At 64.6% G+C, this 23994-nt stretch carries 21 protein-coding genes and 1 tRNA gene; all 22 read right to left on the bottom strand.

The genetic code is table 11. The annotated features are described in order from the left end of the window. Window positions 1–40 precede the first annotated feature (40 nt). The 22 genes from rbfA to EPB08_RS18335 all read right to left on the bottom strand — a co-directional run bounded on the left by rbfA (window position 41) and on the right by EPB08_RS18335 (window position 23994). Complete coding sequence (gene rbfA, locus EPB08_RS18440; protein WP_130620547.1) at window positions 41–436, bottom strand: 30S ribosome-binding factor RbfA; 396 nt, start codon at window positions 434–436, stop codon at window positions 41–43. Between the two features lie 159 nt (window positions 437–595). Next, on the bottom strand, window positions 596–3472 hold the full coding sequence (gene infB / locus EPB08_RS18435) for a translation initiation factor IF-2 (RefSeq protein WP_130620546.1): 2877 nt from the start codon (window positions 3470–3472) through the stop codon (window positions 596–598). A 124-nt stretch (window positions 3473–3596) separates the two neighbouring features. Then, window positions 3597–5102 carry a transcription termination factor NusA gene (nusA, locus tag EPB08_RS18430; RefSeq protein WP_130620545.1) on the bottom strand — a complete coding sequence of 502 codons (1506 nt, stop codon included), beginning with the start codon at window positions 5100–5102 and terminating at the stop codon, window positions 3597–3599. A 48-nt stretch (window positions 5103–5150) separates the two neighbouring features. Next, window positions 5151–5669: a ribosome maturation factor RimP gene (locus EPB08_RS18425; RefSeq protein WP_130620544.1), complete on the bottom strand. Its 519-nt coding sequence runs from the start codon at window positions 5667–5669 to the stop codon at window positions 5151–5153. A gap of 219 nt (window positions 5670–5888) precedes the next feature. Beyond that, window positions 5889–5965, bottom strand: a tRNA-Met gene (locus EPB08_RS18420). A gap of 113 nt (window positions 5966–6078) precedes the next feature. Further along, a complete protein-coding gene (gene nuoN / locus EPB08_RS18415) occupies window positions 6079–7518 on the bottom strand; it encodes an NADH-quinone oxidoreductase subunit NuoN (RefSeq protein WP_130620543.1) in 1440 nt (479 codons plus the stop codon). Between the two features lie 12 nt (window positions 7519–7530). Continuing rightward, complete coding sequence (locus EPB08_RS18410; protein ID WP_130620542.1) at window positions 7531–9039, bottom strand: NADH-quinone oxidoreductase subunit M; 1509 nt, start codon at window positions 9037–9039, stop codon at window positions 7531–7533. Between the two features lie 13 nt (window positions 9040–9052). Next, window positions 9053–11086: an NADH-quinone oxidoreductase subunit L gene (nuoL, locus tag EPB08_RS18405; protein WP_130620541.1), complete on the bottom strand. Its 2034-nt coding sequence runs from the start codon at window positions 11084–11086 to the stop codon at window positions 9053–9055. Window positions 11087–11090: 4 nt separating this feature from the next. Next, window positions 11091–11396, bottom strand: coding sequence for an NADH-quinone oxidoreductase subunit NuoK (gene nuoK / locus EPB08_RS18400; RefSeq protein WP_038616898.1), 306 nt, complete (start codon window positions 11394–11396; stop codon window positions 11091–11093). Beyond that, window positions 11393–12046 (bottom strand): NADH-quinone oxidoreductase subunit J, encoded by a 654-nt coding sequence (locus tag EPB08_RS18395; RefSeq protein ID WP_205746388.1) that lies wholly within the window; start codon window positions 12044–12046, stop codon window positions 11393–11395. Before EPB08_RS18395 ends, nuoK begins: the two co-directional genes overlap by 4 nt. A gap of 14 nt (window positions 12047–12060) precedes the next feature. After that, a complete protein-coding gene (gene nuoI / locus EPB08_RS18390; RefSeq protein WP_038616894.1) occupies window positions 12061–12552 on the bottom strand; it encodes an NADH-quinone oxidoreductase subunit NuoI in 492 nt (163 codons plus the stop codon). 8 nt (window positions 12553–12560) lie between these two features. Further along, window positions 12561–13589 carry an NADH-quinone oxidoreductase subunit NuoH gene (gene nuoH, locus EPB08_RS18385; RefSeq protein ID WP_130620540.1) on the bottom strand — a complete coding sequence of 343 codons (1029 nt, stop codon included), beginning with the start codon at window positions 13587–13589 and terminating at the stop codon, window positions 12561–12563. Between the two features lie 4 nt (window positions 13590–13593). After that, a complete protein-coding gene (gene nuoG, locus EPB08_RS18380) occupies window positions 13594–15915 on the bottom strand; it encodes an NADH-quinone oxidoreductase subunit NuoG (protein WP_130620539.1) in 2322 nt (773 codons plus the stop codon). Beyond that, window positions 15912–17222 carry an NADH-quinone oxidoreductase subunit NuoF gene (gene nuoF / locus EPB08_RS18375; protein ID WP_130620538.1) on the bottom strand — a complete coding sequence of 437 codons (1311 nt, stop codon included), beginning with the start codon at window positions 17220–17222 and terminating at the stop codon, window positions 15912–15914. The genes nuoG and nuoF overlap by 4 nt, the downstream gene beginning before the upstream one ends. A gap of 12 nt (window positions 17223–17234) precedes the next feature. Continuing rightward, on the bottom strand, window positions 17235–17762 hold the full coding sequence (gene nuoE / locus EPB08_RS18370) for an NADH-quinone oxidoreductase subunit NuoE (protein ID WP_130620537.1): 528 nt from the start codon (window positions 17760–17762) through the stop codon (window positions 17235–17237). A gap of 18 nt (window positions 17763–17780) precedes the next feature. Then, complete coding sequence (locus EPB08_RS18365) at window positions 17781–19034, bottom strand: NADH-quinone oxidoreductase subunit D (protein ID WP_130620536.1); 1254 nt, start codon at window positions 19032–19034, stop codon at window positions 17781–17783. A 2-nt stretch (window positions 19035–19036) separates the two neighbouring features. Further along, entirely contained in the window at window positions 19037–19765 is a 729-nt protein-coding gene (locus tag EPB08_RS18360) for an NADH-quinone oxidoreductase subunit C (protein ID WP_130620535.1), read from the bottom strand. Between the two features lie 18 nt (window positions 19766–19783). After that, window positions 19784–20341 carry a NuoB/complex I 20 kDa subunit family protein gene (locus EPB08_RS18355; RefSeq protein WP_130620534.1) on the bottom strand — a complete coding sequence of 186 codons (558 nt, stop codon included), beginning with the start codon at window positions 20339–20341 and terminating at the stop codon, window positions 19784–19786. After that, entirely contained in the window at window positions 20332–20688 is a 357-nt protein-coding gene (locus EPB08_RS18350; RefSeq protein ID WP_130620533.1) for an NADH-quinone oxidoreductase subunit A, read from the bottom strand. Before EPB08_RS18350 ends, EPB08_RS18355 begins: the two co-directional genes overlap by 10 nt. Window positions 20689–20968: 280 nt before the next feature. Next, window positions 20969–21325: a PilZ domain-containing protein gene (locus tag EPB08_RS18345; protein ID WP_130620532.1), complete on the bottom strand. Its 357-nt coding sequence runs from the start codon at window positions 21323–21325 to the stop codon at window positions 20969–20971. 112 nt (window positions 21326–21437) lie between these two features. After that, window positions 21438–22367 (bottom strand): PIG-L deacetylase family protein, encoded by a 930-nt coding sequence (locus EPB08_RS18340; RefSeq protein ID WP_130620531.1) that lies wholly within the window; start codon window positions 22365–22367, stop codon window positions 21438–21440. Window position 22368: 1 nt separating this feature from the next. Further along, complete coding sequence (locus tag EPB08_RS18335; protein ID WP_130620530.1) at window positions 22369–23994, bottom strand: ArnT family glycosyltransferase; 1626 nt, start codon at window positions 23992–23994, stop codon at window positions 22369–22371.

Below are 23994 nucleotides of genomic sequence, written 5' to 3'. Positions count from 1 at the left end.
GCCCGAGCGACACGGGCCACCCCGTTACGATAGACACGCCTCAGTCCTCGGCAGCGTCCTCGGCAGCGTCCGTGGACGGCGCCGGGTTACGCTCGCTGTCCTGGCGCAGCAGCGTTTCGATGCGCTCGCCCTTGTCGACCGAGTCGTCGTACTTGAAGCGCAGCTCCGGCACCCGGCGCAGTCGCATGCTGCGCGACAGCTCGCGGCGGAACTCGACGGCCAGCTCCTTGAGCGCCTTGACGGCCTCCAGGGAGCGTTCCGGCTGCAGCGCGGTGACCCAGACGGTGGCCCAGTCCAGATCGCGGGTGACCTCCACATCGGACACGCTCACCGACGGCAACCCGTGATCGCGCACGGCAGCATGGACCAGCAGGCCAATTTCGCGGCGCAGCTCGGCGCCGACGCGGTCGGTACGTTTGAAGTCGCGTGAGGGCATGGGTAACTCCTTCGTCGTCACGGGGACGAGAGACACATGGCGAGGGCGCCAATGTCGCAGTTTACGTAGAAAAACGAAGCCCGGACAAAGCTGCCCGGGCTTCGAGAACTTGCCAGACGTGGAGTTTTCGCGCCCTCGCTACTCGCTCCCCGTCCCTTGTTACAGCGTGCGGGCAACCTCGATACGCTCGAAGCACTCGATCTGGTCGCCGACCTTGACGTCGTTGTACTGCTTCACGGCGATACCGCATTCCATACCGTTACGCACTTCGTCGACGAGGTCCTTGAAGCGACGCAGCGATTCCAGTTCGCCCTGGAAGACCACGGTGTTGTCGCGGAGCACGCGGATCGGCTTGCTGCGCTTGACCGTGCCTTCGGTGACCATGCAACCGGCCACCGCGCCGAACTTGGAGCTGCGGAAGACTTCGCGCACCTGGGCGATGCCGATGATCTCTTCGCGCACTTCCTTGCCCAGCAGACCGGACGCAGCCTGCTTCACCTGGTCGATCACGTCGTAGATGATCGAGAAGTAACGGACGTCGAGGCCCGAGGTATCGATCACCTTGCGTGCCGAGGCGTCAGCACGGACGTTGAAGCCGATCACCAGCGCCTTGGAAGCGGCGGCGAGCGTCGCGTCGGACTCGGTAATGCCGCCGACGCCGGCTGCAATCACGTTGACCTTCACGTTTTCGTTGCCGATCTGGCTGAGCGACTCACGCAGCGCCTGCACCGAACCCTGCACGTCGGCCTTGACCAGGATGTTGAGCGTCTGCTGCTGGCCCTGACCCATCTGGGCCATGATGTCTTCAAGGCGGTTGGCCTTGCTGACCATGCGCGTCTCGCGGCGCTTGAGCTGACGCTCCGCGGCCACTTCACGGGCAAGGCGCTCGTCAGCGACGACCACGAAGTCGTCACCCGATTCCGGCACGCCGGACAGACCCAGCACCTGCACAGGAATGGACGGACCGGCTTCCTGCACGGTCTTGCCACTCTCGTCGATCAGCGCACGCATGCGGCCATACTCGATACCGCAGACGACGAAGTCGCCGCGCTTGAGCGTGCCCTGCTGCACCAGCACCGTCGCCACCGGGCCGCGACCGCGATCCAGGCTCGATTCGATCACCACACCGGATGCCGGGCCGTCTTCGACGGCGGTCAGCTCCATCACTTCGGCCTGCACCAGGATCGCGTCGAGCAGGTCGTCGATGCCCATGCCGGTCTTGGCCGAGATCGGGATGAACGGCGTGTCACCACCCCACTCTTCCGGAATCACTTCCAGATTGCCGAGGCCCTGCTTGACGTGGTCCGGATTGGCGTCGGACTTGTCCATCTTGTTGAGCGCAACGATGAGCGGCACCTTGGCGGCGCGCGCATGCTGCACGGCTTCCGCCGTCTGCGGCATCACGCCGTCGTCGGCCGCGACCACCAGCACCACGATATCGGTGGACTGGGCGCCGCGGGCACGCATCGACGTGAACGCCGCGTGGCCCGGGGTATCCAGGAACGTGATGACGCCCTTGGGCGTTTCCACGTGGTACGCACCGATGTGCTGGGTGATGCCGCCGGCTTCACCCGAGGCCACCTTGGTGCGGCGGATGTAGTCGAGCGTCGAGGTCTTGCCGTGGTCGACGTGGCCCATGATGGTGACCACCGGCGGACGCGGCTTCTTCTCGCCTTCCAGCTCCGCGTTCTGCGTGTGGGCAGCCAGCGCAGCCTCGGCGTTGTTCTCGCTCACCGCCACCGGAGTGTGACCCAGCTCTTCGACCACCAGCACCGCGGTGTCGTGATCGATGGTCTGGTTGATGGTGGCCATCACGCCCATCTTGAAGAGGGCCTTGACCACTTCCGAACCCTTCACCGCCATCTTGTTCGCAAGATCGGCAACGACGTTGTTGTCACCGATCACGACCTCACGCACCACGGCGGCGGTCGGACGGGTGAAACCATGCGGACCGCTGGAGGCCGGCGAGCCACCACGCGGTGCATCGCGATGCGGACCCTTGCCAGGCTTGCCACGCTTGTTGTTGGAACGGCGCGCGCGATCGGCATCGCTCAGATGCAGTTCGCCCGCGGCAAAACGCTTGCCACCCGGCGTGTCGTCACGGTCGCGACCATGGCGAGCCTTGTTGCGGCTGTCGCCAGCCGCGCCAGCGGCAGGCGCGGCAGCACCCGCAGCAGGCTGACCTGGCCGGTTGGCAGCCGGCGCTGCGCCCGGGGCGGGCTTCGCCGCCGGGGCAGTCTTCGATGCCGCGGGGGCCGGCGTAATGACGACCTTCTTCTCGCGACGACGCGGCTCGTGAATGGTCGGCACGATCATGCCGAGCGAACTGTGGTCAATGCGCTGCACCACCGGCTCGGCGGCCGCAGCCGCAGCCGCAGCCGCAGCCGCGGGCTTCTCGGATGCTTCGACCGGCGCTTCCACCGGCTCGGGAGCAGCGGCTTCCGGAGCAGCGGTACGCTGTGCCTGCTCGTGCGCACGCGCGGCGGCTTCGGCCTCGGCGGCCTGCTGCTGACGGCGCTGCTCTTCCTCGGCTTCGCGCTGGCGCTGTGCTTCGGCTTCACGCTGATGCGCTTCTTCCTGGCGGCGGCGATCCGCTTCCAGGCGCTCGGTTTCCTCGTGATCGCGCTGCTGCTGCGATTCCTGCAGCTTGCGCACGGCGTCTTCACGCTCGACGTCGCTGCCGGCTTCCTCGGCGATGACGCTGCGCTTGACGTAGGTACGCTTGGCGCGGACCTCGACGTTCACCGTCTTGGCGCCAGCGGCGCCGCGGGCGCCAGGCGTGGCCACCTTCAGCTCACTCACCTTGCGGCGCTTGAGCGTGATCTGGCGAGGCGAGCTGTCCTCCGCCTCGGCGGCGTTGAGTTCGCTCTTGCCGTGGGTTCGGCGCAGGAAGCCGAGCAGCTTCACCTTCTCGGTGCTGCTGATGATCTGCTCCGGATCGGAGAATTTCATACCGGCCTCGGCCAGCTGTCCGAGCAGCTTGTCCACCGGCATGCCAAGTACCTTGGCGAGTTGTTTGATCGTTACGTCCGACATCGTGTTCTTTCTCCGCCGTTCCCGCGCTAGGCCATGCAGTCAGTTCCGCACGGCCACCCCCATCCCTGGTGGAAGGCGTTTCAGCCTTCCTCGGCGCGCCCATCCAGGACGCTACCGCGCGCGGTTAGCCACCCTTCTCCAGACGCTCGATCATCGGCGCGCGTGCAGCCATGATCAGCGCCGCAGCGCGATCTTCGTTCATGCCATCGATGTCGATCAGGTCGTCGACCGCGAGGTCACCCAGATCGTCCACCGTCACTACTTCACGAGCCGCCAGCGCGTACGCCGTGGCTTCGTCCATGCCCGGCAGCTGCAGGAGCTCTTCCGACGGCTGGTGCTCGTCGATGCTCTCCTCTACCGCCAGTGCCTCGGTCAGCAGCGCGTCGCGGGCGCGGGCGCGCAGTTCTTCGACGATGTCCTCGTCGAAGCCTTCGACCGCCAGCAGCTCGGCGCTGGGCACGTAGGCAATTTCCTCGACGCTGGAGAAGCCTTCCTGCACGAGGATGTTGGCGATCTCCTGGTCCACTTCCAGCTTGTCCATGAACAGCTGGCGGGCGGATTCCTGCTCGGCCTCGCTCTTGGCGGCGACCTGGTCCTGCGTCATCACGTTGAGCTGCCAGCCGGTGAGCTTGCTGGCGAGGCGCACGTTCTGGCCACCGCGACCGATGGCCTGGGACAGCTTGTCCTCAGCCACGGCGATGTCCATGGAGTGCTTTTCCTCGTCCATGATGATGGACTGCACTTCCGCCGGCGCCATCGCGTTGATGACGTACTGGGCCTGGTTTTCATGCCACAGGATGATGTCGACGCGCTCGCCGTTGAGCTCGTTGGACACGGCCTGCACGCGCGAACCGCGCATGCCAATGCAGGCGCCGATGGGATCGGTGCGCGTGTCGTGGGCCACCACGGCGATCTTGGCGCGATCGCCCGGATCGCGGGCGCAGCCCTTGATCTCGACCAGGCCCTGGCCGACTTCCGGCACTTCGAGCTTGAACAGCTCGATCATGAACTCCGGCGCGGCACGCGACACGAACAGCTGCGGGCCACGGGCTTCGGAACGCACTTCGTACAGGTAACCGCGGACGCGGTCGCCGACGCGGGCCGACTCACGCGGAATCGTCTTGTCGCGCGGGATGAAGGCTTCGGCGTTGCCGCCCAGGTCCAGATAGACGTTGCCGCGCTCGACGCGCTTGACGATGCCGGTGACCAGCTCGCCCACGCGCTCCTGGAACGCGTCGACCACCTGCTGGCGCTCGGCTTCGCGAACGCGCTGCACGATCACCTGCTTGGCGGCCTGCGCCGCGATGCGGCCGAACTCGGCGTTCTCGATCTGCTGTTCGACGTACTCGCCGACCTGCGCGTCTTCGCGCTCGTCGACGGCGTCCATCAGGCGCACCTGGTGGTACGGGGATTCCATCTCACCGTCGTCGGCGATGACTTCCCAGCGACGGAAAGTCTCGTAGTCGCCGGTGTGACGATCGATGCTCACGCGGATATCCGGATCCTCGTCCGGATAGCGCTTCTTGGCCGCGGACGCGAGCGCCGCTTCCATGGCCTGGAAAATCACTTCACGCGATACGCCCTTTTCATTGGCAACCGCGTCAACCACCAGCAAAAGTTCTTTGCTCATTGCAGCAACTCCGTAGACACCACAGGCGTCCGATCGGTTTCGAATGGTTTAGTTCTTTGACGACTTCTTGGCCGGACCCTTGCCGGGCTTGGGCTGGGGCGCATAACCGAGCGCCACCCAGTCAGGCACCACGCGCGCGCTTTCCACCGCGTCATGGTCAAACTCGAAGGTCTTGCCTTCGGCTTCCAGCGAAATATGTTCGCCTTCCACCGCCGTTACCTTGCCGCGAAGACGACGCCGGCCTTCCAGCGGCGCCTTCAGCAGAATCTTCACTTCCTTCCCGGCCACCTTGGCAAACTGCGCCGCAGTGAAGAGCGGGCGGTCAATGCCGGGGGAGGACACTTCCAGGACGTAATGGCCGGGAATCGGGTCTTCCACATCCAACATCGCCGACAGCTCGCGGCTGCCCGCTTCGCAATCGTCCACCGTCACTTCGCGCCCTTCGGCGTCGATGTAGACACGCAGGGTACTCTGCCCCTGCGACGGGGAGAACTCCACGCCGATGCATTCCAGCCCCAAATCGGCCAGAACCTCGGTGAAGCGTTGCGCCAATGCCTGCGTATCCATGATCTCGTCCACCGTTACCGTCGCCAGAAACAAAAAATGGGCTCAAGCGGCCCATTCCCTGCTCTTTCACAAGAGCGTTCTCGCCGATGTCCCGACCCATCCAGACTCTTCCGGGGCACCGCACAGCCAGCATCGAAGCGGCATGTGACATATGTGCGACGCTTCCTTGCGCCCAACAAAAAAGCCTCACGAGGAGGCTTTCTTGTTCTAAGAAAGATCTGGTAGCGGGGGCAGGATTCGAACCTGCGACCTTCGGGTTATGAGCCCGACGAGCTGCCAGACTGCTCCACCCCGCATCAGAGTCCGGAAATATTAGCGAGATGGCCGAATTCTTGCAAGCCTATTTCGCGAAATAATTTCAGTTCTTCAGCAAAAACCATCGTGACGGACGAATCCGCCACGATGCACATCAACCCACGAATACGCGCTGGCACCAGCCAAACAGCGGGCCCCAGGCGAAGCCCAGCACCAACAGCGCCAGCACGTTCAACGACAACACCAGGCGGACCGAAGCATCGCCCTGCAGGCGGATCTCGGTGCCTTCCACCGGCTTGTCGAAGTACATCACCTTCACCACGCGCAGGTAGTAGTAGAGGCCGATGATGGCGAACACGGCGCCCACAATGGCCAGCCACAGGAACCCGGCATGGATGGCGGCCTGCAGCACCAGCAGCTTGGCAAAGAAGCCAAACAGCGGCGGCACGCCGGCCAGCGAGAACATCACCAGCATCATCAGGAACGCAGCCCACGGCGAACGCTGGTTGAGGCCCTTGAGATCGTCGATCTCTTCGCACTCGAAACCCGCACGGGCCAGCGCCAGGATGATGCCAAAGGCCGCGGTGCCCATCAGCGCGTAGCTGATCGCGTAGAACAGCGCAGCGGCATAACCCTCGGGACCGGCGTTGACCAGGCCCAGCAGCAGGTAACCCATGTGCGAGATCGTCGAGTACGCGAGCAGGCGCTTCAGGTTGGTCTGCACGATGGCCACGATGTTGCCGATCGCCAGCGACAGCACGGCCAGGCAGGCCAGCATCAGCTGCCAGTGCTGTGACAGGTCACCCAGGCCGGACTCCAGCAGGCGGTAGGCCATGCCGAACGCCGCCAGCTTCGGGGCGGAGCCGATGAAGATGGTGACGGCCGTCGGGGAGCCCTGGTAAACGTCCGGAATCCACATGTGGAACGGCGCCGCGCCCAGCTTGAAGGCAATACCCACGATCATGAAGATCAGGCCGAACACCAGCAGGTGCGGCATGCCCGTGTGGCCGGCGGCCAGGTGCAGGCGGGCCAGGTCCAGCGTACCGGTGGCGCCGTACACCATCGACATGCCGTACAGCAGCATGCCCGAGGCCAACGCACCCAGCACGAAGTACTTGATGGCCGCTTCCGAGGACAGGCGCGAATCGCGGTTCAGCGCGACCAGCGCGTAGGACGACAGCGTCAGCTGCTCCAGGCCCAGGTACACGGTCAGCAGGTTGCCGGCCGAAACCAGCAGCATGATGCCGATGACCGCGAAGATCGACAGCGTGTAGTACTCGCCGACGAACAGCTTGCGATCCGTCAGGTAGGGCTTGGCGTAGACGAACACCAGGGCCGTGCACAGCAGCGCGAAGACCTTGAGGACTTCGGACACGCCATCGCGCACGAACATGCCGCCGAAGGCGGTCACCGGCTGGCTCGGCTGGCCGCCCACCACGAGGTAGATGGCCACCAGCAGCACGGCGATGGAGAGCCAGTGCAGCAGCGGGCGCTGTTCGGCCTTCATGAAGGCGTCCAGCAGCAGCAGCAAGCACGCGGCCGCCACCAGGTACAGCTCTGGCAACAGGATCAGAATGTCATTGAGATTCGGCATGATCAGTCCTGCTTAGATCTTGTGGTTGCCAAGCTGCGTGACCAGCTGCGTGACCGAGGTATCCATCAGCTGCACCAGCGGATGCGGCCACACGCCCAGGACCAGCACGGCGGCGGCGAACGCGCCCAGCACGAACAGCTCGCGACCGTTGATGTCCTTCATCTCGGCCACGTGCGGATTGGTGATGTCGCCCCACAGCACGCGCTTGACCATGTACAGCGTGTAGGCGGCGCCAATGATCAGGGTGAAGGCGGCGAAGAACGCGATCCACGCGTTGGCCTGGAAGCTGGCCAGGATCACCTGGAACTCGCCCACGAAACCGCTGGTACCCGGCAGGCCGCTGTTGGCCATGGCGAACAACACGTAGAAGAAGCCGAACCACGGCATCACGTTGATGACGCCGCCGTAGTCCTTGATCTGGCGGGTGTGCAGGCGGTCATACAGCACGCCGATGCACGAGAACATCGCGCCCGACACGAAGCCGTGCGAAATCATCTGCACCATCGCGCCCTGCATGCCCAGCTTGGCGGCGTCGAGGTTGTCGGCGCCACGCACCAGCATGAAGGCGATGAAGATGCCCAGGGTGACGAAGCCCATGTGCGCCACGGACGAATACGCCACCAGCTTCTTCATGTCCTCCTGCACCAGCGCGATGTAGCCGATGTAGACCACCGCGATCAGGCTCAGGCCGATCACCACCCATGCATACGCTTCGGACGCATCCGGCACGATCGGCAGCGAGAAGCGCAGGAAACCGTAGCCACCGATCTTCAGCATCACCGCGGCCAGCACCACCGAACCGCCGGTCGGCGCCTCCACGTGGGCATCCGGCAACCAGGTGTGCACCGGGACCATCGGCACCTTCACCGCGAAGGCGATGAGGAAGGCGAAGAACAGCCAGGTCTGCTCCTTCATGCTCAGCGGCAGCGCGGCCAGCTGGGCCAGGTCGAACGAGCCCGCCTTCAGGTACAGGTAGATCAGGCCCACCAGCATGAAGATGGAGCCGAAGAACGTGTAGATGAAGAACTTCAGCGTGGCGTACACGCGACGCGGACCACCCCAGACACCGATGAGGATGAACATCGGGATCAGCATGGCCTCGAAGAACACGTAGAACAGCAACGCGTCGGTGGCGCAGAACACGCCGATCATCAGGCCCTCGAGCACCAGCATGGCAGCCATGTACTGGTGCGGGTTGACCTGGATGACCTCCCAGGCGCCCACGATGACCAGGATGCCCACGAAGGTGGTCAGCAGGATCAGGGCGATGGAGATGCCGTCGACGGCCAGTGCGTAATGCACGTTGAGGCCGGCGATCCAGAGGTGGTCTTCCACCATCTGCTTGGCGGCATCGGCCGAGTTGTACTGCGGCAGCAGGTAGAGGCTGACCGCGAAGGTGGCAATGGCCACCAGCAGCGAGATCCAGCGCGCGGCATTCGGACGGCTGGAGCCGGCGAGCAGCACGGGGATGGCACCCACGATGGGGAGCCAGATCAGCAGGCTGAGCAAATGATTGAACATGGAGCAGGTTCCCTTATTGCTCGACCAGCCAATACCCGCCAAGCAGCAGGATAAGGCCGAGAATCATCGCGAAGGCGTAGTGATAGAGGTAACCGGACTGCAGGCGGCGCACGCCACCGGCAATGCGATCCACCAGACCCGCCGAACCATTGACCAGCACGCCGTCGATCACGGCGGCATCACCGCCCTTCCACAGGGCGCGACCCAACGCCATGCCACCGCGTGCGAACACGATGAAGTACACGGCGTCGAACCAGTACTTGTGGTTCAGCATGTTGTAGATCGGCTTGAGCGCAGTCTTGATGCGATCGGCAACCGACGGGTTGAACAGGTAGATGTAGGTCTGGATGGCGAACGCCGCGGCCACCAGCCAGAACGGCAGCTGGGTGAAGCCATGCAGCGCCATCGATGCCGCACCGTGGAATTCCTTGCCGATCTCGCCGAGGACGTTGTTCGCCTCGTTGATATGGATAGCACTGCCGAACCAGTCGCCGAACAGCATCGGCTGGATCGCGAAGAAGCCCACCAGCACCGACGGAATCGCCAGCAGCACCAGCGGCAGCGTGACCACCCACGGCGTCTCGTGCGGGGTCTCGTGCATGATGCCCGGCTCGTGATGGCCGTGATCGTCCTTGTGCTCCACGTGATGGCCGTGGCCATGGTCGTGGACCACCGTGAAGCGTTCCTTGCCGTGGAACGTCAGGTACATCTGGCGGAACGTGTACAGCGCGGTCACGAAGGCACCGGCCATCACGCAGAAGTAGGCGTAGCCCGAGCCCCAGCGATGCGACTCGCCCACGGCTTCGATGATCGCGTCCTTCGAATAGAAGCCCGCGAAGAACGGCACGCCGCACAGCGCCAGCGAACCGATCCACATGGTGATCCAGGTGATCGGCATGTACTTGCGCAGGCCGCCCATGTAGCGCATGTCCTGCTCATGGTGCATGGCGATGATCACCGAGCCCGCGCCCAGGAACAGCAGCGCCTTGAAGAAGGCGTGGGTCATCAGATGGAACACGGCGCCGGAGTAAGCAGACACGCCCAGCGCCACCGTCATGTAGCCCAGCTGCGACAGCGTGGAGTACGCGACGACGCGCTTGATGTCGTTCTGCACGATGCCGATCAGACCGGTGAACAGCGCGCCGGTGGCGCCGATGATCATCACGAAGCTCAGCGCCTGCTCCGACAGCTCGAAGATCGGCGACATGCGGGCGACCATGAAGATGCCGGCGGTCACCATCGTCGCGGCGTGGATCAGTGCCGAGATCGGGGTCGGGCCTTCCATCGAGTCCGGCAGCCACACGTGCAGCGGCACCTGGGCCGACTTGCCCATGGCACCGATGAACAGCAGGATGCAGATCACCGTGGCGGCATCCCAGTGGGTGTTCTGCGTGATCTGCAGGGTCTTGCCCACCAGGGTCGGCGCCGCCGTGAAGGCCGTGGCGTAATCCAGCGTGCCCAGGAAGTACAGCACGCCCGCGATGCCCAGCAGGAAGCCGAAGTCGCCGACGCGGTTGACCAGGAACGCCTTGAGGTTGGCGAAGATCGCCGTCGGGCGCTTGTACCAGAAGCCGATCAGCAGGTACGACACCAGGCCCACTGCTTCCCAGCCGAAGAACAGCTGCATGAAGTTGTTGCTCATCACGAGCATCAACATCGAGAAGGTGAACAGCGAGATGTAGCTGAAGAAGCGCTGGTAACCCGGGTCCTCATGCATGTAGCCGATGGTGTAGATGTGCACCAGCAGCGACACGAAGGTGACCACCACCATCATCATGGCGGTGAGGCGATCGACCAGGAAGCCCACGTGGGCGTTGTACTTGCCGATCTCGAACCAGGTGTAGATGTTCTGGTTGTAGACCGGGGCACCGCCCGCGGTGAGCTGGTACAGCACGTAGAACGACAGGCCGCAGGCGATCGCCACGCCGAGGATGGTCGCGGTGTGCGAGCCGGCTCGGCCGATGATGCGACCGAGGAAGCCCGCCAGCAGGCAGCCGACGAGCGGCGCCAGGGCGATGGTCAGCAAAATGGAGGTAGACAGTTCCATCGGCTCAGCCCTTCATGCTGTCGATTTCGGCGACATTGATGGTGCTGCGGTTGCGGAACAGCAGGACCAGAATCGCCAGGCCGATGGCGGTTTCTGCCGCGGCCACGGTAAGGATGAAGAACACGAACACCTGCCCTGCCACGTCTCCCAGGAAGCGGGAGAACGCCACGAAGTTGATGTTGACGGCGAGCAGCATGAGCTCGATCGACATCAGCAGCACGATCACGTTCTTGCGATTGATGAAGAGGCTGGCCAGGGCGATGCTGAAGAGCACCGCGCCGAGCACGATGAAATGGGCGAGCGTGATCATGGGGTGGTCTCCTTGCCCGCTTCCGGCTGGGGCGCGGCGGGCACTTCCGCCGCCATCTTCACTACGCGGATGCGGCTGGCTGGCTGGACGCGAACCTGCTGCGATGCCTGCTGGTGACGCACGCCGGTACGATGACGCAGGGTCAGCACCACGGCAGCGACGACGCCCACGGTGAGGATCAACGCGGCGATCTCGAACGGCAGCAGGAACTGGGTGTACAGCGCATGGCCCAGCCATTCGGTGTTGGACATGCCGGCAACAGTCGCGGGGTTCGCACCCATCACGGCCTCGTGCATGGCACGCACGCCGATCAGCGCGAGCATTTCACCCAGCATGACCAGGGCGACGATGATGCCCACCGGCAGGAACTTGATGAAGCCTTCGCGCAACCGCTCCTGGTTGATGTCGAGCATCATCACCACGAACAGGAACAGCACCATCACCGCGCCCACGTAGACCACGATGAGGGCGATGGCGAGGAACTCCGCTTCGGCCAGCAGCCAGATGCAGGCGGTGCTGAAGAAGGTGAGCACCAGCGACAGCACGGCATGCACCGTGTTGCGCAGGGTGATCACGCCCAGCGCGGCCACCACGGTCACCGCGGCGAACGCATAGAAGCAGACGAGTTGGAACATTTGAGGATCGATCATGATGTCCCTGCTCCTCAGCGGTACGCGGCGTCTTGAGCGCGGGCCGCGGCGATGTCCGCTTCGAAGCGGTCACCGATGGCCAGCAGCTGCGGCTTGGTCACCACGTTCTCGCCACGCTGCTCGAAGTGGTATTCATGGATATGCGTCTCGACGATCGAGTCGACCGGGCAGCTCTCTTCGCAGAAGCCGCAGAAGATGCACTTGAACAGGTCGATGTCGTAGCGCGTGGTGCGGCGCTGGCCGTCGCTCTCGCGCGGCGCCGAGTCGATGGTGATGGCCAGGGCCGGGCACACCGCCTCGCACAGCTTGCACGCGATGCAGCGCTCTTCACCGTTGGCGTAACGACGAAGCGCATGCAGACCGCGGAAGCGGTTGGACTTGGGGATGTGCTCCATCGGGTAGCGCATCGTGTACTTCGGGCTGAACATGTAGCGCATGGTCAGCGCCATGCCCTTGAACAGCTCGATGAGCAGCAGGCTCTTGAAATAGTGAGTAACGCGGGACATGGTTTTCTTCAGCCTCCCGTGCCGACGGTGACCCAGCCGAAATACTTCATGCAGCCGGCGACGAGGACCCAGACGATGGTGATGGGGATGAACACCTTCCAGCCCAGACGCATGATCTGGTCATAGCGGTAGCGCGGGAAACTGGCGCGGAACCACAGGAAGAGGAATGCGAACGCAAAGACCTTGGCGAACAGCCACAGGATGCTCGGATGGCCCAGGAAGCCCCACGAGGCCGGCAGCGGCGACAGCCAGCCGCCCATGAACAGGATCGGGGCCAGGAAGCTGACCAGGATCATGTTGGCGTATTCGGCCAGGAAGAACAGCGCGAAGGCCGAACCGGAGTATTCCACGTGGAAACCGGCGACGATTTCCGACTCACCTTCCGCCACGTCGAACGGCGCGCGGTTGGTTTCGGCCACGCCCGAGATGAAGTAGATGATGAAGACCGGCAGCAGCGGCCACATGAACCAGTCGCCGATGCCCTTGGTACCGGCCTGCGCGTGAACGATGTCGGTGAGGTTCAGCGAACCCGCCAGCACCAGCACGCAAACCAGGCACAAGCCCATGGCCAGTTCGTAGGAGATGACCTGCGCGGCGGAGCGCATGGCGCCCAGCAACGCGTAGCGCGAGTTGGAGGCCCAGCCGGCGAGGATGATGCCGTACACGCCCAGCGAGGTCATCGCCAGCAGGTAGAGCACGCCGGCATTGACGTTCGCCAGCACCATCTGGTCGTTGAACGGGATCACCGCCCAGGCGGCCAGCGCCGGCACCAATGCGATCAGCGGCGCCATGTAATACAGCGCCTTGTTCGCGCTGGTCGGAAGGATCACTTCCTTCAGCAGCAGCTTGGTCACGTCGGCGAAGGCCTGCAGCAGGCCGAAGGGACCGATCTTGTTGGGTCCCATGCGCACGTGCATCCAGCCGAGGACCTTGCGCTCCCACCACACGTACAGCGCCACCGTGATCACCAGCGGCAGGACGATGCACAGGATGTAGATGACCGGCCAGATGAGCTGGTTGAGAATCTGTTCGCCCATGTGCTTACGCCTTGCTCAGGGTGAGGGCCGCGCCGTACGGCGGCAGCGTGACGGTGTCGTCGTGTGCGCCTTCGATCCAGGCGGCGCCATCGGGCACGCTTGCATCGATGACCAGCGGCAGCACCGCGTCCGCGATGCGGACCGCAGCGCCCTCGCCCAGACCCTGGCGCTGCGCTTCATCGGCATTCACGCGCACGGCGGGTGCGCGGTTCAGCGGATGCTTGCTCAGCGCCGTGGCACGACGGAGCACCGCGTCGGTGCGGTAGATCGGCCAGGTGGCGAGACGGGTGAGGCCCGAAGCCGCGGGACGCGAAGCCAACTCGGCGCGCGGCTGGTGGCCACGGTCGCTGATGCCTTCGCGCAGGCCGGCCAGGTCGTCAAACTCGAAGCCCGCGACCTTGAGCACGCCACCCAGGGCACGCAGCACCTTCCAACCCGGACGGGCTTCGCCCGGTGCCTTGGCGCCGGCGGCCACGCTCTGGGCGAGACCATCGACGTTCACCAGCGTGCCGTCATTTTCCGGCAGCAGCGCGATCGGCAGGATCACGTTGGCCACGTCGCGCAGCGCGGGGCTGGCGTAGGCGGAGAACGCAACGACCTGCTGGGCACCCTTGAGGGCCTTGAGCAAGGCCGCGCCGTCGGCGACGTCCTGCGGCTCGACGCCGTACAGCACGTAGGCCTTGCGCGACTGCGCCAGCATGGCCTGCGCGTCGAGGCCGCCATTGCCCGGCAGCACGCCGACCTTGGCCAGACCCAGCGCATTCGCACCGACCGGCAGTTCGTTGTAGCCCGCACCGGTGGCTTCCGCGATGAAGCGGGCTACGGCACGCAGCCACGAGGCCTGCGGATGGGTGACAGCCGCCTCGCCGAGGATGACCACGGCGCTGCCGCTCTTCATCGCGGCGATGGCGTCCTTGTCGCCCTGGTCGGACGAGGCGCCATCGATGGCCGAAGCCAGCGCCGACGGTGCGCTCGCACCGCCTTCGACGGCCGCCTTGGCCAGCGCCAGCAGCGCATCGACCAGCGCCTGCGGCGCTACGATAGCTTCGCCGGCCAGCTTGTAGTTGAAGTTGAAGCTCGCCGGGTTGACGGCGTAGACCTTGGCGCCCTTCTTCACCGCCTGGTGGATGCGGTGGTTGAGCAGCGGCATTTCATGGCGCAGGTCCGAGCCGACCAGCAGCGCGGCCTTCACCTTGTCCAGCTCGGCGACCGGCTTGGCAAAGGCCACGGCGGCGGCGTTGTCGGCAAAGTCGAGCTGGCGCAGGCGATGGTCGACATGGGCGCTGCCCAGGCCACGGGCCATGCGCACCAGCAGGTCGCCTTCCTCGTTGGTGGTGGCCGGATGGACCAGCACGCCCAGCTCGCTGCCCGGCACCGCCTTCAGCGATTCCACGGCCGCACCCAGCGCGTCTTCCCACGTGGTGGTCTGCCACTGGCCGTTGCGCTTCACCTGCGGCGCGCTCACGCGGTCCGCGGCGTACAGGCCCTGGTGGCTGTAGCGGTCACGGTCGGACAGCCAGCATTCGTTGATCGATTCGTTGTCGCGCGGCACCGTGCGCAGCACCTCACCGCGGCGCGTATGCAGCCACAGGTTGGAACCCAGCGCATCGTGATAGGCGACCGACGGCTTGGCGACCAGCTCCCAGGCGCGGGCCTGGAACTGGAACGGCTTGTTGGTCAGTGCGCCGACCGGGCAGACGTCGATGATGTTGCCCGACAGTTCCGTCTCGATGGTCTTGCCGATATAGGTGCCGATCTGCAGGTTGTCACCACGGCTCAAGCCGCCCAACTCGTAGGTGCCGGCGATCTCGCTGGTGAAGCGCACGCAACGGGTGCACTGGATGCAGCGGGTCATCTCGGTGGCGACCAGCGGGCCGAGGTTCTCGTCCGCGATGGTGCGCTTGCGCTCGGTGTAGCGCGACACGCTGCGGCCGTAGCCCAGCGCGACGTCCTGCAGTTCGCACTCGCCGCCCTGATCGCAGATCGGGCAATCCAGCGGGTGGTTGATCAGCAGGAACTCCATGACGTCCTTCTGATACTTCAGGGCGACGTCAGTGCGGGTCTTCACCTTCATGCCTTCCGCCACCGGGGTGGCGCAGGCCGGCTGCGGCTTGGGCATGGGCTTGCCGCCCATCTCCACTTCCACCAGGCACATGCGGCAGTTGGCGGCGATGGGGAGCTTGCGGTGGTAGCAGAAACGCGGGATCGACACGCCAATGGCGTCGGCCGCTTCGATGATCATGGCGCCCTTGCGGATCTGCGTGGGCTTGCCATCGACCTCGATGTTCACCAGGTCGAGGTTGGGCGTAGCGGGCTGCGCACTCATGCGGCGGCTCCAAGCTTGTCGTCGACGATGGAGCGACCGTTGACGATGTAGTACTCGAATTCATCCCAGAACTGGCGCAGGAAGCCCTGCACCGGCCACGCCGCGGCTTCGCCGAACGCGCAGATGGTGTGGCCTTCAATCTGGCCGGCAATGGCCTTCAGGCGGTGCAGGTCGTCCATCGTGCCCTGGCCTTCCACGATGCGGTCCAGCACGCGGTGCATCCAGCCGGTGCCTTCGCGGCACGGCGTGCACTGGCCGCAGGACTCCTTGTGGAAGAACTGCGAGATGCGGCGGGTGAAGCGCACCGTGCAGACGGTATCGTCGAGCACCACGATGGCGCCCGAGCCGAGGCCCGTCTTGAGGTCACGCAGGGTGTCGTAGTCGAACGGCAGGCCCTTCAGCTGTTCGGCACGCAGCACCGGCATCGACACGCCGCCCGGAATCGCGCCCTTCAGCGTACGGCCCGGACGCAGGCCGCCGGCCATTTCCAGCAGCTCGTCGAAAGTGGTGCCCAGCGGCACTTCGAAGTTGCCGCCCTTCTGCACGCAGCCGGAGACCGAGAAGATCTTCGGACCACCGTTCTTGGTCTTGCTCTGCGCCAGGAACCAGTCCGCGCCCTTGCGCAGGATGGCCGGCACCGAGGCATAGGTTTCGGTGTTGTTGATGGTGCTGGGCTTGCCGTACAGGCCGAAGTTGGCCGGGAACGGCGGCTTGAAGCGTGGCTGGCCCTTCTTGCCTTCCAGCGATTCCATCAGCGCGGTTTCTTCGCCGCAGATGTAGGCGCCGGCGCCAAGCGCGCCATAGATGTCCACGTTGAGGCCGGTGCCCTGGATGTTCTTGCCCAGCAGGCCGGCCGCGTAGGCTTCCTTCAGCGCCTCTTCGAAATGCTCGAACGGCTCGTGATGGAATTCGCCACGCAGGTAGTTGTAGGCGACGGTCGAGCCCGTGCAGTAGCACGCGATCGCCATGCCTTCGATCACCGCATGCGGGTTGAAGCGCAGGATGTCGCGGTCCTTGCAGGTGCCCGGCTCGGATTCGTCCGAGTTGCAGAGGATGTACTTCTGCATGTCGCCCTTCGGCATGAAGGACCACTTCAGGCCGGTCGGGAAGCCTGCGCCGCCGCGGCCGCGCAGGTTGCTCTTCTTGATCTCTTCGATCAGAGCGTTCGGGTCGGGCTTCTCGGCGAGGATCTTCTTCCACGCTTCATAACCACCGACCTGGGTGTAGCTGTCCATCGCCCACGGCTTGTCGAAATGCAGCGTGGTGTAGACGACCTGGTGTTCCTGGGGTGCGGGTCCGTAAGCCATTGCGCCCTGCCCTTACTTGAGACCGTCGAGAATCTCGTCGATCTTCTGGATCGACAGACGCTCGTGGTAGTGACCATTGACGGTCATCGCCGGCGCGCTGGCGCAGGCGGCGATGCATTCTTCTTCGCGCTTCAGATACACGCGGCCATCGGCGGTGCTTTCACCGAGCTTGATGCCCAGCTTCTGCTCGCAATGTTTCACCAGATCGTCGGCGCCGTTGAGCCAGCACGACACGTTGGTGCAGATGGCGACGTTGTTGCGGCCGACCGGCTTGGTCTCGAGCATCGAGTAGAAGCTGGCGACCTCGTAGGCCCACACGGCGGGCAGCTCAAGGTACTTGGCGACGGCCGTGATCAGCTCATCGGTGAGGAAGCCCTGGTTCTGCTCCTGCGCGGCAAACAGCGCCTGGATCAGCGCCGAACGCTTGCGGTCCGCAGGAAAGCGGGCAACCCACTCCTCGATGTGATGACGAGTGTGTTCGTTGAGTACGGCGAGCGGGTCGACGTTCTTGACCTGCTCGTAATTTCCGGTGGCTTTCATATATGCGTTCCTCCGGGCTCAGCGATCGACTTCGCCGAACACGAGGTCATAGGTACCGATCATCGCCACCACGTCGGCCAGCATGTGGCCACGCACGAAGGCGTCCATCGAGGACAGGTGGGCGAAGCCCGGTGCGCGCAGGTGCACGCGGAACGGCTTGTTGGCGCCATCGGACACCAGGTAGCAGCCGAACTCGCCCTTCGGCGCTTCGACGGCGGCATAGGTCTCACCCGCGGGCACGCCATAGCCTTCCGTGAAGAGCTTGAAGTGGTGGATCAGCGCTTCCATGTCCTCCTTCATCTCTTCGCGCTTGGGCGGCGCGACCTTGAAGTTCTGGACCATGACCGGGCCGGGATTGGCCTTCAGCCACTTCACGCACTGCTGGATGATGCGGTTGGACTGGCGCATCTCCTCGACGCGCACCAGGTAACGGTCGTAGCAGTCGCCGCCCGAAGCCACCGGGATGTCGAAATCCATCTCGGCGTACTTGGCGTACGGCTGCTTCTTGCGCAGGTCCCACTCGATGCCCGAGCCGCGCAGCATCACGCCGGTCAGGCCCCAGGCCTGTGCCATCTCCGGCGAGATCACGCCGATGCCGACGGTGCGCTGCTTCCAGATGCGGTTGTTGGTGAGCAGTTCCTCGTACTCGTCCACCTTCGACGGGAAGTCGTTGGCGAACGCTTCGATGAAGTCGAGCATGGAACCTTCGCGCCAGCTGTTGAGGCGCTTGAGGTCCTTGCCCTTGTGCCAGGGCGATTCGCGGTACTGCGACATGCGCTCCGGCAGGTCGCGGTAGACGCCGCCCGGACGGTAGTAGGTCGCGTGCATGCGCGCGCCCGAGACCGCCTCATAGACGTCCATCAGTTCCTCGCGCTCACGGAACGCGTACAGGAACACGGCCATCGCGCCCAGGTCGAGCGCGTTGGAGCCGATCCACATCAGGTGGTTCAGGATGCGGGTGATCTCGTCGAACATGGTGCGGATGTACTGCGCACGCTCCGGCGCCTCGATACCCAGCAGGGTTTCGATGGCACGCACGTAGGCGTGCTCGTTGCACATCATCGACACGTAGTCGAGGCGATCCATGTAACCGATCGACTGGTTGAACGGCTTGGACTCGGCCAGCTTCTCGGTGCCGCGGTGGAGCAGGCCCACATGCGGGTCGGCGCGGACGACGGTTTCGCCATCCATCTCCAGCACCAGGCGCAGCACGCCGTGCGCAGCGGGATGCTGCGGGCCGAAGTTCATCGTGTAGTTGCGGATCTCTTGCATGATCAGTTGTTCCGCCAGTTGTCGGCCGCTTCGGCCTTGGCCTGCAGCAGGTCGGCGTCGTCACGGATGACGCGCGGCACCAGCACGCGCGGCTCGATCGACACGGGTTCGTACACCACGCGCTTCTGTTCGGGGTCGTAGCGCACTTCGACGTTGCCGATCAGCGGGAAGTCCTTGCGGAACGGATGGCCGACGAAGCCGTAGTCGGTGAGGATGCGGCGCAGGTCCGGATGGCCCGCATAGACGATACCGAACAGGTCGAACGACTCGCGCTCGAACCAGTTCACGCCCGGCCAGATGCCCGTCAGCGAGGGCACCATCGGCAGCGTGTCGTCTTCGCAGAACACATGCAGGCGCAGGCGCTGGTTGTTTTCCAGCGACAGCAGGTGCACGACGGAAGCAAAGCGGCGCTTCTGCCCTTCCGGGCGCGGACGGTCGGCCCACGTGAAGCGGCCCACGGCCTCGCCTTCCACGCCACGCGAGAAACCGGTGCCGGACACGGTTTCCGTGTCCCACTCGGTCTGGCCGTAGCCCAGGTAATCGATGCCGCACACGTCGATCGGCACGCCAAAGCGGAACGGCGCCTCGTCGCGCAGCGCCGTAGCCACCGCGAGCAGGTCGTCGGCGGCCACTTCGGCGGTGACTTCACGGCGTACGACGCTGATCTTCAGCGTGTCGCCGAATCGCGCAGAGAGACGCTCGGCCAGCGAGTTCGTTGGTGTATCAGTCATGGCTCAGCTGCGCCTTTGTCAGGAACGCGCGATGGTGTTGGTACGGCGGATTTTCTTCTGCAACTGCAGGATGCCGTGGATCAGCGCTTCGGCCGTCGGCGGGCAGCCCGGCACGTAGATGTCCACCGGCACGATGCGGTCGCAGCCACGCACCACGGAATAGGAGTAGTGGTAGTAACCGCCACCGTTGGCGCAGCTGCCCATCGAGATGACCCACTTGGGATCCGGCATCTGGTCGTAGACCTTGCGCAGCGCCGGGGCCATCTTGTTGACCAAGGTGCCGGCCACGATCATCACGTCGGACTGGCGCGGACTGGGGCGGAACACCACGCCATAGCGGTCCAGGTCCAGGCGCGCGGCGCCGGCGTGCATCATTTCCACGGCACAGCAGGCGAGACCGAAGGTCATCGGCCACATCGAGCCGGTGCGCGCCCAGTTCATCAGCGCGTCGACGCTGGTGGTGGCGAAGCCGCGCTGGACGATCGGGTTGTCCTCGGCCGGACGCAGGATGTCGTCCACCAGGTTCAACGGCTGCGGGTTGTGCATCACCCGATCAAGGGACGAGATCACTCCCATTCCAGTGCTCCCTTCTTCCACACGTAAGCGAAACCGATGACCAAGAGCAGCAGGAACGTCGCCATTTCAATCAGCGCGATGATGCCGATCTTCTGGAACACGACTGCCCACGGGAACAGGAAGGCGATTTCCAGGTCGAAAATGATGAAGAGGATCGCCAGCAGGTAGTAGCGCACGTCGAAGCGCATGCGGGCGTCTTCGAAGGCTTCGAAGCCGCACTCGTAGGGCGAGAGCTTCTCCGCTTCGGGGCGACGGGGTCCAGCAAGCAGGCCAATGACCAGCAGGACCACGCCCAGGCCGGCGGCGACGCCGATGAACAGCAAGATGGGCCAATATTCGGCAAGCACGGTGAAACGTACCTCCGCGCCTTCATTGGCGCATCAGTGACCGTCGGGGAAAAACGGTCCGGAACCGGATTCGGCAGGGCCTCGAAGGGCCAAGGGCTATGCGCCACGCTCACAGGCAATGCAGCCGCGAACGTCCGACTTTCCACGATCTGAGTCGGGAATCGCGACATTGTATCAGCGCGCTTAACAACAACAAGCCTTGACGGGTATCTGCGAGGCGATTCGCACGCACCTTCGAACGCCTCTCGGCGAGCCGGTGCCAGCCATGTCGACCAAGGTCTTACATGGTGAGTGTGGGACGCTCGGACGAGGTCATGCCGACCAGCAGGTTCTCGATGCGGGCACGGGCCGCTTCGCCGTCGGCCGATTCGTTGAAATGGACGCCGATGCCGGCGGTACGGTTGCCCTGGGCGCCGACCGGCGTGACCCAGACCACCTTGCCGGCGACCGACAGGCGCTCGCCTTCATCGGTCAGGTTAATGAGGAGCACCACTTCGTCACCCAACGCATAACGCTGGGCCGTGGGGGCGAACAGGCCACCGTTCTTCAGATAGGGCATGTAGGCGTTGTACAACGCCGCCGTGTCCTTGATCTTCAACGAAATAATGCCCTGGCGGGCAGCAATGGCCGGATTCATGACAGCTCCTGCGGACCACATCCGGTCCGACACCCCTTATGCAGCGCATCCTAGCGACCGGCCTGCCCCACCGACAAGCGATGCGTCGACGGAATGTGACGAAAAGTGCGGCTCAGAGCTCACACCAGCCCCAACGATCGAAGATCCAGGGCGACGGCAGGTTCATGTAGAGCTTGGCGAAGGCGGGGCCCGGCGCCTTGTCGTCGAAGGCATGCAGCACATAGCGCCCCTGCCCGTCGCGGACCAGTGGCGCCTGGCGCCAGGGCCAACTGCGCTCTCCCTGTCCATCCACCACCATGAGGTGCAGCCAGGATTGCAGGGCAGCGGATGGTTGCCACGGCAGGACCGGCGTCGGAGCAACAGCCCCCGATCCCCGCACCTGCAGGTAACGCTCCGCACGATCGGCCATACGCCGCATGCGCTTTCCGCTCAGCGCCATCTGGCTGCGATGACAAGCAAGCGCGGCGAGCTTGTTGGCGTGCACGCCTACCGAAGAGTCCAGCTTCACCCGGCCTGTCACATGGTCTTCACGGCCGTGAACCAGATAGGCCAGCCGTTCCGGCGCCGGACCCTGCCATTGCTCCAGGGCCAGCCGGGTGATCACGTGGGCCGCGCTGTGATCCGGGTGATGGTCGCCCAGAGCAGGCATGGCCACGAGATTGGGCCGAGCGGCATCCAGTGCAGCGAGGATGACGGCAATGCTCGCCTTGAGGTCCGCACGCAACAGGTCGGTCACCCCCATGTCCGGCCAACCCGCCGCCTGCAGTGCGGAAACATCCACGCCCAATTGAGTCAGCGCGTGCCCGACCTCGTTACGCCGTCGCTCGCCCCAGCGACGGCGATCATCGGCGCCGATGCGCAAGCGGCGCTCCACCCAGCGTTGCGGCCAGGGGTTGTTGTCGCCATTGGTGAGCAGCAGGATGCGCACCTCGCCACCCAGCTGCCTGACCTGCTGGATCAGCTCACCGGTGGCTATCGACTCGTCATCGGGGTGAGGAGCGATCACCAGCAACCGCGTCCTTGCATTGAGACTGAACGCCATCTCAGCCCCCCTGCCCCTGCGGAGTCGCCGGTCGCCAGCCGCGATCGAAGGCCTGGCTCCACACCAGGGCCACCGGGATGCCGCCGGTGGCCTTGAGGTGATGCACGCCACGATCGAGGTGCCAGTGGTCGGCGGCCGGCGCGCCATCCAGGCTTCCGCTCAGTCGCCGGAAACCATCCGTCAGCACGTAATCGCCAGGCACGGCCACATCGACCACCTGCTCGGGCTCGGGCTTGGGAAACATGCGGCCGGCGATCCAGACCTCGCGCCCGGCGGGCACATAGTTCTCCACCACGAAGTGCGCACTGGCATAAGGCAGGCGACGCGGCACGACCAGCATGGTGCCGTGACTCTCAAGCTCATCGACGATGGTGTCGGTCATCAATCCCTTGCGCAGCCGTCGCACGGCGAGACTCTCGAGTACAGGGTAATAGGGGCGCATGCGGAAAATGGTATCGCCCTTGGGATCCATGACTGTGTCGGTCTTATCCGTATAGCGAAGGACCAGGGCCAATTCTGCACGCTGATCGGCCAGTTGATCTTCCCAGGGAGGCGCATAGGCCACCACCGTTGCCAGCTCGGCTCCGAGGATCACCAGCAGCAGCACACCGCGAAGTCGCGGCCTGATACCCAGCCACGCCCATTGTGAAGCCCAGCCGCCGAACGCGAGCACCAGCGTCGGAAGCACGGGCAGAAAGTCCTGCCTGGTGATCAATGGCCAGATGAACCAGATCAACAGCAGATACAAACCGCCCTGCATGGCGAAGAACACGGTCCAGTCGAACTCGCCGAGCGCGCGCCGCCGCACCTCGCGAACGGCGAGCAACAGCGCGGCCGAGCCCAGCACCAGGAACCAGAGCAACTGCAGGGCGGCATGACGCTTGGACGCTCCTCCAAGGTTGTAGAGCGCCAGTCCGTACCATGCATCGCCCAGCACGCCATGCGCGGCCAGCCAGACAACGAAGACCAACGGGACGACCATCAGGCCGATGGCGGCAGCCACCCAGCAGCGCAGATTGGCCTTCGGCGCGCCGGCGGGCAGCAACAGGCGGAGCACGAGGACCGTCATCAGCGTGGTGGCAATCAGCACCAGCGTCTTCTGCGACACGGAGAGTGCGCAACCGACCAGCAGGCCGGTCATGAAAAAGCGCCATGCGCGCGGCGGCACGCCTACAACGAAGGCCAGCCCCGCCAGCCACAAGGCCATCCACATGTCGTCGGTGCGGAACTGTCCGCTGACGATGAAGAAGCGCGGAAACAGGCCCGCGACCAACACCACCACCAACGCGACACGCCAGCCGTAAAGACGCCGCGCCATCCAGCCGGCGGAACCCAGGGCGATCACGTACCAGAACTGCATGGCCAGACGCAGCCAGGTGAGCACGTCAGGGCGATCGTTCAGCAGCTTCAGCAATGGCGAATGCAGCCAGCCGAACAGCGGGCCGTGATTGTCAAAGACATCCCGATAAGGCAACAAACCCTGCGTCCACGCCCACGCGACGTGCGCGTGCTGCGCTTCGTCGGAGTTGTGCGTGTACGCATTGAGCCAGGCCAGCCGCAGGACCAGCAGAAGCAACAGCGAAATCCAGGGCCAGATGGGGAAGCGTTGCTGAAGTGGGGACTTCAT

It is taken from the genome of Dyella amyloliquefaciens, assembly GCF_004296575.1.
Lineage (GTDB): Bacteria > Pseudomonadota > Gammaproteobacteria > Xanthomonadales > Rhodanobacteraceae > Dyella > Dyella amyloliquefaciens.
Note: the sequence above shows the minus strand (reverse complement) of the source record. Positions and strands in the feature narration are given on the sequence as shown.

What these genes read in the sequence shown, in the direction of transcription:
- infB (WP_130620546.1), bottom strand. Translation starts at nt 3,472, where the DNA reads ATGTCGGACGTAACGATCAAACAACTCGCCAAGGTACTTGGCATGCCG.
- EPB08_RS18355 (WP_130620534.1), bottom strand. Translation starts at nt 20,341, where the DNA reads ATGGGAGTGATCTCGTCCCTTGATCGGGTGATGCACAACCCGCAGCCG.
- EPB08_RS18395 (WP_205746388.1), bottom strand. Translation starts at nt 12,046, where the DNA reads ATGATCGATCCTCAAATGTTCCAACTCGTCTGCTTCTATGCGTTCGCC.
- nuoH (WP_130620540.1), bottom strand. Translation starts at nt 13,589, where the DNA reads ATGGGCGAACAGATTCTCAACCAGCTCATCTGGCCGGTCATCTACATC.
- EPB08_RS18335 (WP_130620530.1), bottom strand. Translation starts at nt 23,994, where the DNA reads ATGAAGTCCCCACTTCAGCAACGCTTCCCCATCTGGCCCTGGATTTCG.
- EPB08_RS18360 (WP_130620535.1), bottom strand. Translation starts at nt 19,765, where the DNA reads ATGACTGATACACCAACGAACTCGCTGGCCGAGCGTCTCTCTGCGCGA.
- EPB08_RS18345 (WP_130620532.1), bottom strand. Translation starts at nt 21,325, where the DNA reads ATGAATCCGGCCATTGCTGCCCGCCAGGGCATTATTTCGTTGAAGATC.
- nuoI (WP_038616894.1), bottom strand. Translation starts at nt 12,552, where the DNA reads ATGTCCCGCGTTACTCACTATTTCAAGAGCCTGCTGCTCATCGAGCTG.
- EPB08_RS18365 (WP_130620536.1), bottom strand. Translation starts at nt 19,034, where the DNA reads ATGCAAGAGATCCGCAACTACACGATGAACTTCGGCCCGCAGCATCCC.
- nuoE (WP_130620537.1), bottom strand. Translation starts at nt 17,762, where the DNA reads ATGAAAGCCACCGGAAATTACGAGCAGGTCAAGAACGTCGACCCGCTC.
- nusA (WP_130620545.1), bottom strand. Translation starts at nt 5,102, where the DNA reads ATGAGCAAAGAACTTTTGCTGGTGGTTGACGCGGTTGCCAATGAAAAG.
- rbfA (WP_130620547.1), bottom strand. Translation starts at nt 436, where the DNA reads ATGCCCTCACGCGACTTCAAACGTACCGACCGCGTCGGCGCCGAGCTG.
- EPB08_RS18340 (WP_130620531.1), bottom strand. Translation starts at nt 22,367, where the DNA reads ATGGCGTTCAGTCTCAATGCAAGGACGCGGTTGCTGGTGATCGCTCCT.
- nuoG (WP_130620539.1), bottom strand. Translation starts at nt 15,915, where the DNA reads ATGAGTGCGCAGCCCGCTACGCCCAACCTCGACCTGGTGAACATCGAG.
- nuoF (WP_130620538.1), bottom strand. Translation starts at nt 17,222, where the DNA reads ATGGCTTACGGACCCGCACCCCAGGAACACCAGGTCGTCTACACCACG.
- EPB08_RS18410 (WP_130620542.1), bottom strand. Translation starts at nt 9,039, where the DNA reads ATGTTCAATCATTTGCTCAGCCTGCTGATCTGGCTCCCCATCGTGGGT.
- EPB08_RS18425 (WP_130620544.1), bottom strand. Translation starts at nt 5,669, where the DNA reads ATGGATACGCAGGCATTGGCGCAACGCTTCACCGAGGTTCTGGCCGAT.
- nuoN (WP_130620543.1), bottom strand. Translation starts at nt 7,518, where the DNA reads ATGCCGAATCTCAATGACATTCTGATCCTGTTGCCAGAGCTGTACCTG.
- nuoL (WP_130620541.1), bottom strand. Translation starts at nt 11,086, where the DNA reads ATGGAACTGTCTACCTCCATTTTGCTGACCATCGCCCTGGCGCCGCTC.
- nuoK (WP_038616898.1), bottom strand. Translation starts at nt 11,396, where the DNA reads ATGATCACGCTCGCCCATTTCATCGTGCTCGGCGCGGTGCTCTTCAGC.